A 7,855-nucleotide genomic window follows, 5' to 3' on the forward strand; every position below is an offset into this window, starting at 1 on the left:
CATTCGATAAACATCTCTTCGGATGCCGGCCCATCGAGCTCGGTCTCAGTGTCGCCGAGATAGCTTGCGAGCAGGACGACACCGTTACCCGAGAGCGTCCGCGCGGCATCGTGCGCGAGCTGAGCGATATCGTCGGCGTCGAAGAAATAGAGCACCTCGGACAATACGATGAGGTCCCAGGCGCCACATGGCCAGTCCCTCGGAAGCACGGCGCGACGAAACTCCGCGTTGGCCACACCTCGCGATCTGGCGCGCACGAGCGCCGCCTCGGCCGCGTCGACGCCAAGAAAGTAATCGCAGCGTCGAGCGATCTGCTCGCTCAATACACCGATCGAGCAACCAATCTCGACGCCCTGCGGAAACCGGCGGGCGCCCAGGAGGCCCAGAGAGAGCGCATACTTCTCCGCCTCGTAAGCGCTGGTTTCATAGCCCCAGGGGTCGATGTTCTCCGAATACATGCGGTCGAAAACGGCGGGGTCCATGCTCATGGTCGGATGAAGATCTCGTCGGTTGCGATGAAGTGATTTTTCAGTCCCGGCGGCATCATGAAGCCAGAGGGGTCATCGTCGATCAGACGCGTCATCTGCGATACATGCGCCTCCACCGCGCGTGCCTTCCGTTGGCGCCAGGGGTCCGAGGCGAAGCGCCGGATGGCGCGCGGCACGGGCCAGCTGGTACCGAGGCGACCCCAGACGGGGCACCCCCAGACCTGGATTCCGAGCCGGGCGGAGAGCCAGTGGGAAAGCTGCCAACTCCTGAGATGGTCCGGATGGGGGTCGCCACCCCAGGTTGTCCAGATCGCCGAGATCCTGGAAAGATCACCGAGCCTGCCCGCGAGCTCCAGGAAGGTCGCTTCGTCCTCCGGGGCGGCGAGGTCGGTGTATCCGAGCCAGATCGGCGTCACGCGCCCCTCGGAGAGGATGCTCACCGCCCGGGTCACCTCTCGCCTTCGGAGCGCGGCCAAGCGCTCCGCCGGGAACCGCGCCGAGGCGCGATGCGAACGCGAGCCGTCAGTCACGATCGCCACGCGCACCTCGATTTCCGCTTCGGCGGCGGCGGCGATAGCCGCGCCACAGGCGAGCGTTTCATCGTCGGGATGCGGCGCGAGGACCAGGACGGCTCCACCCCCTGAGAGCTCGTCGATGGTCGCGAATGGCGCGATCGAGGCCGCCGCGAGCAGCGGGGCATTGTAGAGCTCGGTCATTCCGCGGGCTCCTCCCCCAGAGCTTCGCCGATCGGGGCATTCGCCTGGCACACCAGCGCCCCCGCTCGAGCAAGCTTTCCATCGAGATCGGCTTGACGAAGGAAGAGTTGCAGGTCGCGCCGGATGCGCTCGACCGGCGCGCCCGTCGCGAAGGCGCGCGTGCCGAGCGCGCGATCGACCATGGCAATCCCCTCCAGGCAGGACGTCTCGACGAATTCCCGTGCGAGAAGGCTGAGCGCGACCGTGTCCGGCCGGGCGTCCGCGGCCTCGATGGCGACGGCCGCCGCCTCGACCATCAGACGCGCGGCATGCGCGTTGGCCGCCAGCTGGGCCAGCCGGCACAACTGCGCCTCGCGCTGGTCTCTTCGGATCGCCTGCCGCGCCGCCTCGGCCATCGCCTCGAGCCCACCGACGTGGAGCGCCGCGTAACGCCAGACACCACCTTCGAAATGCGGTTCGGTTTCGTAGTCCCCAGGGGTGCCCAGCAGTTCGCCCTCGAGCGCATCGAGATTGAACGTTCCCGAAACCGTCGCGCGCATGCCGCTCATCTGCCAGGCGCCCGCGTCGGCACGCGTGCCGTCGGTGGTCGAGACCACCGCCAACCGCGTGCCATCCAGGCGTCCGACGCTCACGATGGATCGACCGACAAGGCCGAGCCCCGAGGCGAAGCGCTTGCCGCCAGCCAGGACGACCCGGCGCCCTCCCATCCTTGAGATCCGAGCGGGCTGCTCGCCATCCGCGCCCCAGACGCCATAGAGCACTCCATTCGCCGCGTCTGACCGATGGCGCTGGCACTGCTCGGCGTCGCCGTAAAGCGCGATGAGCTTCAGCGCGTTCATATGCCCCTCGACGAGCCGTCCTACCGAAAGGTTTGCCCGCCCGACGCGGCGCAGCATGGTCACGGCCGCTTTCGGGTCCGACGGATGCGATAGCCGATCAAGCAATCCACACCGTCGCAGGTCCGCGACGTCCTCGGACAGGTCGAGCTCGCCGGCGTCGGCCGCCGCCGCGCGCGCGGCGACGCGCGCCAGCGCGGCGCTGGTCTCCCCGAGGGCGCCGCGGGTGTCGGGGCGGTTCATGCTCCGACCATCGCGCGGCGGCCGCGCTCGAGCCGCGCCACCGCGCGCCGAAGCCGTGGCAGTTCGGCGCGGAGACCGGAAAGATGCATGCGGCGGGCGACGAGGCCAGACGTCTCCGCTTCGACGCGGGCCCAGATCCTCCCGAAATCATCGGGCGCGACCCGCCGTCGCAGCGCCGCGCGCAAGCGCGCGCGTCGCAACGTGCTTTGCGCGGGTTGGAAGATCTCATCGACGAGCGGATCCTCATCGGTCAGGCGACTTCTCAACGCGCCCGCCATCCCTCCCGGCGTGCGCCCCGTCATGCGGCAGGAGATCACGACGCGCGCGGTGGAAGAATGCCTCACCCGCCACCCCCGCGCTTCGGCCGCGGCCGCGAAGGCGCGGTCCTCGCCCACGGCGAGATCCGGCATCCCTCCCAGGCTCGCATGAAGCGCCCGGCCAAAGGCGAGGCTGGCACCGGCCGCGTTCAGATGCGCCGGTTCGGGGTCATGGGGGACTGGATCGAGGAGCCAAAGCGCGCGGCGGGTCAGCTGCTCATATTCACCCTCGATCGCCCCCAGCTGTGCGATCCGCGCGGGAAGAGCGGCGCTTTCTTCGACGTCGGGTAGGACAAGCCCACAAATGAGGTCCGCGCGGCTCAGTTCCCGCAAGTTGGCGGTGACCCAATCCGGGGCGACGCGCCCGTCGGCGTCGGTCGTCATGATGGTGCCATCGACGGAGAGCCTTTCCAGCGCGGCGCAGTTGGCCAGACGACGCGCTCGGCCCACACCGCTGCCCGCTGGCGGAACAGGCTCGTCGATCACCGCGCCGGGCAGTCCGGTGCGGGCGAACCAGCCGCGGGCCAGCGCGGCGGTGTCATCCTGGCAGCCGTTCGCGGCGAGGACGATGCCTCCACGCCCTGCCAGGGCCACCGCCGCCGCGTCCAGACAGGCGCGCACGCGGCGGGCCTCGTCCCTGGCCGGGATCGTCACGGCCACCTGCCAAGGCAGCTCATCGCCGAAGACCGCCGTGACCGGCGCGTTCATGCGCCCGCCTCGGCGGGAGCAGAGGTGCGCGTTGGCGCGGGCCGCGACAATTCCGACCGCCAGGCTTCGATGACCGCCGACAGCCGGAACTCCGGTCGCGCGCGGACAATCGGCGAGGTCGCGCGCCACGCAAGGACGCGGGCGGCGATCGCGTCCGGATCACGGGCGTCGATCAGCTGCGAGGGATCGCTCGCCACCTCGTCATTCGCGCCCAATCCCGCGTGAAGGAGCGCGGGGCAACCGACGGCGTTCGCCTCCGCGATCACGAGGCCGAACGTCTCGGCGAACCGGGTCTGGGGGTAGAACAGGCACAGGGCGCGCCGCATCCAGGAGACGAGCGCCGAAGGATCGAGGCGTCCGAGATGCTCGACCCCCTCCGGCGCCAGGCCGACGCGCCAGCGCAGATAGCCCGGATCGGCGACGGCGAGGCGCAGGCTGGGCAGTCGGGCTCGCAATTGCCCGAACGCGCGATACACCTCGTCGAGGCCCTTGTGAGGCGACGACGCGAACAGCAGCAGGTTGGGATCGCGTCGCGTCGCATCGGGCCGAAGATCATCGCTGATCGGATTGAACACATGCGTGATCGGAGGCCGTGGCATGTGAAGGAAGGAACGCAGCGCGCGCGCATGACTGGCCGAGACGCCAATGATCTCGATCTCCGCCTCCGCGAGCGCCGGTCCCATGACACGGTTATGCCGCCCGGGAAAAACATGCATCCAGAGCGCTATCCGAGCATCCGGATGCGCGCGTCGCAGCCGCAAGGCAACCTTCCAGGAATTGATGACGAGGATGATCTCCGGCGCGCCCGGCAGTGCGCGCGCCGGATCGAAGGCAGCATAGGCGACACCGCTCACCCGCTCGGACCGAACGCGCCCGGTCTGGAACACGGTGACGCCGGGGGCCAGCCGCTCCGCCACCCGAACGACCGTCGCCTCGGTTCCACCCAACCCCGCGAGGCTCTCCCGGTCTCCGCTGTAGGGAACCGGCGTCAGCGGGTCGACGATAGCGAGCCGGAGGGTCACACCGCCACCTCCACAGCTCCGCGCAGCAGGGTGAGATCGACGGCGGCGGGGTTGGAGCAAGCCACGACGCGGATGTCCGCGAGATCGATCGGCACGGGTTCGACCTCGCGGGTGGCGAACCACCGTTCCACGGACCGCCAGACCCGGAGACGGTCGGCGGCGCGGCGCGGACTGTCGTAGTCCGTGGCGCTGGTCTGGGTCAGAGAGTCGGGCGTCTCGATCTTGGTGAGAAGGATCTCGGGTATGACCCAGATGACCTCGCCCGCCATGATCAACCTGTTGCGAAACTCGCGATCTTCCTCCACGCAATCGGAGAAACCTCCGAGGCGATCGAAGACCGAGCGATGGAACAGCCCGGAGTTCACGTGCGTCCAGTCGCCGGGAACACCCGCCGCCATCTGCAGGTTCGGGAAGAAATCGTCGACGAGCGACAGCGTCCGCCGGATTTCCACCCGGCCGCCATCGGGCAGGATCAACTCGTGGTGGCACAAGGCGGCGCCGATCTGGATCGTTGACTCCGGCTCTCTGCCGGCGAGTCGCCAGTTCAGGCAAGGATGCGCGCCGACGTTCTCATTGCCGATCACCCGCGCCTGCCGCGCGACCTTGTCGCGGTGCGGCAGGTCATCGGAATCGTGGAATGTGACCGCGTCCGAGCGACTGAGGGCGATGCCGACGTTCTTTGCCCGGGCGGTGCCCACGTTTCTTCCAAGCCTGACCGAGGTGAACTTCGGATGATCCGCGTATCGGGCCAGGACGCGCGGTGTATCGTCGGTCGAGGCGTCGTCGATCACGAGCACGCGCACCGCGGGGTGCGACTGGGCGAGCGCCGCCTCGACGGCCTGACCTATGCTGTGTCCGCGATTGTAGGTCGGAATGACGATCGTGACACTTGGCAACATGGCGGCCTCCTAGGATGCGAGCGCGGCGCGGTAATTCGCGAGATGCCGCGCGGTGAACAGGAAACTCACGGCCGGCGCGATCAGCAGGACCGCGCCGAAGCGGGCGAGCGGAACGCCGGCCGGGTAGGCGAGTATCGTCGCCCCGAGCAGCGCCAGGGCGGCGAGGTGAAAAGGCAGGCAGTCGCGCGCTTGCGTCGGGGACTTCGGAGTGCGTTGAAAGGCGCCGGCGGTGCCGAAAAGCCCGTCGATGGTCCCGCGCGCGGCGGAAGGGACCAGCGCGACGCGGGTCGCCGAAGCCGCGACGACCGCGAGGACGCCGGCGCGGGAAATGCAAGCCGCGAGCGGTATCACGGCGCTCACGATGATGAGGCAGAGGCAGACCGTAGCCAGTTCGACGAGAAGTCGCGCGGAATGCACGCCGGCGGTCTCGCCGGCGTACGTCAGATGCGCCCAGCCCCCGGCGAGGCAGGCCGCCGCCGGAAGCGCGAGGTTGGTCCAGGCGGTCAGCTGCGCGAAGACATGCGCGGCGGTCCGGCTCGGCAGCTGGGCGATATCCCCGAGACTCGCGAGGTTGCCGGCCGCCCAACGATAGCGCTGGCGCTCCAGCGCGGCGAAATCGAGCGGCAGCAGTCCGTGGCCCCCGACGCGGCTGTCCAGCCGACCATGATAGCCCAACGCGCGCAGCCGCAGCCCGAGCGCCGCGTCCTCGGTCAGGGTCGCGGCGCTCCAGCCGTCGGCGGCCGCGAGCGCGCGCCGGTCGATCACGCTCAGCGTCCCGGTGAGCAGCATCGCGTCGGCCGCGTCCGCGAAGCGCGCGTGCCGCGTGAAGTAGTCGGAAAGCTCGAGCACCACGCCGGCGGCGGGCTCGGCGGAGCGGTACGCCTGCGGAAACTGCACGAAATCCGCCCGGTGCCGACGGAGCGCGCCGGCCGCGAGCGCGAGGAAGTCCGGGGTCAGCTGATAGTCGGCATCGACCACGACGACATGGGTGGCCTTCGGGTTTGTGGCTGCGAAAGCGATGTTGAGCGCCCCCGCCTTGGCTCCTTCGACGCGATCCTCATGAAGGAAGCGAAACCGTCCGTGCCCCTGGCACCAGTCGCGGACCGGGTGCCACACCGCGGGATCGGCGGTGTTGTTGTCCATCACGATGACCTCGAAATCCGGGGGATCGATCTGGGCGTCGAGGCTCTCGAGCGTCGCGATCACCAGCGCCGGGGGCTCGTCGCATGTGGCGACATGGACCGAGAACACCAGCGGACGGTCGGCGTCGCGGTCGGAGGGCTCGACCGGGAGCACGCGCGGGCGCACCAGCAGCGTCCAGAAATGGCCCGACGCGAGCGACACTTGCGCCACCAGAACAACGATCATGACCATGATGGCCGCCCCGGGCGCCAGGCAGGCGAGAAGGGCCAGGGCCAGCCCGATCCGCTCGCTTCTCAACTGCGCGCGCAGGCGCGCGCGGATCCGGGCGCCCCGCACCGAACGAACTCCCGGCGCGACCCCGGATCCGCCTCCCTCCCCGGAAGCGCCGATAGCGAGCGGGTCGGCGTCGTTGGAAATCGTGCGCCCGGCCGAGTGCACAAACTCGGCGAGGGGAGTCGGGGACTTTCGGCCTGGCCGCTCCAGCATCGCACTAGAGCTCCGCGCGATCCCTCGACGAGGCCGAGCGAGCGGTGACCGGCCGCTCTTCCCACACCTCCTCGGTGACGACCTGGAAGCCGACCAGCGAAGAGGGCCCATAGCTCGTCGAAATGGCCACGTCGGTCGCGTCGCGGCCCGTCGCGATCAGGACGCGGCCAATGCGCGGGATGTTGTGTCGCGCGTCGAACGTGCACCACCGGCCGCCGAGGTAGGCCTGGAACCAGGCGCTGAAATCCATCGGGTCGGGTACGGGCGGAACGCCGATGTCACCGAGATAGCCGGTGCAGTACCGGGCCGGGATGTTGACGCAGCGGCAGAGCGCGATCGCCAGGTGGGCGAAATCGCGGCAAACACCGGTCCGGTCGAGATAAGCCCCGTGGGCGGTACGATGCGAATGGGCGTTCTGATAGTTGAATGTGATGTGGTCGTGCACGAAATCGCAGATCGCCTGGACACGCGACCAACCGGAGCCGACGCCGCCGAAACGCGACCAGGCAAGGTCGCTCAGAACANACCAACCGGAGCCGACGCCGCCGAAACGCGACCAGGCAAGGTCGCTCAGAACATCCGTTTCGCAGTAGCGGCTACCGAGCAGGTAGACGAGGACTTCGTCCGGCAGATCGGAAACCTCGAGTTGCGCGGCGTCCGGAACGACCGGGTCGGGTCCGCCTTCGTCGAAGATCTCGAAATCCGTCCGAACGGTCGTCAGCCCGGACGGCATGGTCACACGGGTGCACATGTTGCCGAAGCCATCGCGGTAGCGCCGCGCGGGGACGTCCGGGGAAAAACTCAGGTCCTGTCTGGTCAGCAAGTCGATATGCCGCGACGGATGGACATCGAGGGTCAGAACCATCGGAGTTGGCGCGGGGCAGTGGTAGGCGAGCTCGAATCCGGCGCGAATGCGCATCAGCGTGATCCCTTTGGTTCTTGAATGACGGAGGGCCCCCGAAAATGCCCGGAGCCCCGGCGAGCCGCGCGCGGGGTC

Annotated in this window: 8 protein-coding genes; all 8 read right to left on the reverse strand. The window is 68.9% G+C overall.

All coding sequences use genetic code 11. The features are described from left to right. Positions 1-488 (reverse strand): SAM-dependent methyltransferase (locus ACLJK8_RS21025; protein ID WP_413152344.1); only part of this gene is annotated, 488 nt, incomplete at its 3' end. Continuing rightward, positions 485-1,204, reverse strand: coding sequence for a PIG-L deacetylase family protein (locus tag ACLJK8_RS21030; protein WP_413152345.1), 720 nt, complete (start codon positions 1,202-1,204; stop codon positions 485-487). The genes ACLJK8_RS21025 and ACLJK8_RS21030, both read right to left, overlap by 4 nt. Further along, positions 1,201-2,283, reverse strand: a complete 1,083-nt coding sequence (locus tag ACLJK8_RS21035; RefSeq protein ID WP_413152346.1) for an acyl-CoA dehydrogenase — start codon at positions 2,281-2,283, stop codon at positions 1,201-1,203. The genes ACLJK8_RS21030 and ACLJK8_RS21035 overlap by 4 nt, the downstream gene beginning before the upstream one ends. Continuing rightward, complete coding sequence (locus ACLJK8_RS21040; protein ID WP_413152347.1) at positions 2,280-3,308, reverse strand: glycosyltransferase; 1,029 nt, start codon at positions 3,306-3,308, stop codon at positions 2,280-2,282. Before ACLJK8_RS21040 ends, ACLJK8_RS21035 begins: the two co-directional genes overlap by 4 nt. After that, on the reverse strand, positions 3,305-4,330 hold the full coding sequence (locus ACLJK8_RS21045) for a glycosyltransferase (protein WP_413152348.1): 1,026 nt from the start codon (positions 4,328-4,330) through the stop codon (positions 3,305-3,307). Before ACLJK8_RS21045 ends, ACLJK8_RS21040 begins: the two co-directional genes overlap by 4 nt. Then, a complete protein-coding gene (locus ACLJK8_RS21050; RefSeq protein WP_413152349.1) occupies positions 4,327-5,229 on the reverse strand; it encodes a glycosyltransferase family 2 protein in 903 nt (300 codons plus the stop codon). Before ACLJK8_RS21050 ends, ACLJK8_RS21045 begins: the two co-directional genes overlap by 4 nt. Before the next feature lie 9 nt (positions 5,230-5,238). Further along, a complete protein-coding gene (locus ACLJK8_RS21055; protein WP_413152350.1) occupies positions 5,239-6,708 on the reverse strand; it encodes a glycosyltransferase family 2 protein in 1,470 nt (489 codons plus the stop codon). Between the two features lie 154 nt (positions 6,709-6,862). Next, entirely contained in the window at positions 6,863-7,777 is a 915-nt protein-coding gene (locus tag ACLJK8_RS21060; protein WP_413152351.1) for a transglutaminase-like domain-containing protein, read from the reverse strand. Positions 7,778-7,855: the final 78 nt, after the last annotated feature.

The sequence above is a fragment of the Amaricoccus sp. W119 genome, assembly GCF_047275745.1.
Classification (GTDB): Bacteria; Pseudomonadota; Alphaproteobacteria; order Rhodobacterales; family Rhodobacteraceae; genus Amaricoccus.

What these genes read in the sequence shown, in the direction of transcription:
- ACLJK8_RS21035 (WP_413152346.1), bottom strand. Translation starts at nt 2,283, where the DNA reads ATGAACCGCCCCGACACCCGCGGCGCCCTCGGGGAGACCAGCGCCGCG.
- ACLJK8_RS21050 (WP_413152349.1), bottom strand. Translation starts at nt 5,229, where the DNA reads ATGTTGCCAAGTGTCACGATCGTCATTCCGACCTACAATCGCGGACAC.
- ACLJK8_RS21030 (WP_413152345.1), bottom strand. Translation starts at nt 1,204, where the DNA reads ATGACCGAGCTCTACAATGCCCCGCTGCTCGCGGCGGCCTCGATCGCG.
- ACLJK8_RS21040 (WP_413152347.1), bottom strand. Translation starts at nt 3,308, where the DNA reads ATGAACGCGCCGGTCACGGCGGTCTTCGGCGATGAGCTGCCTTGGCAG.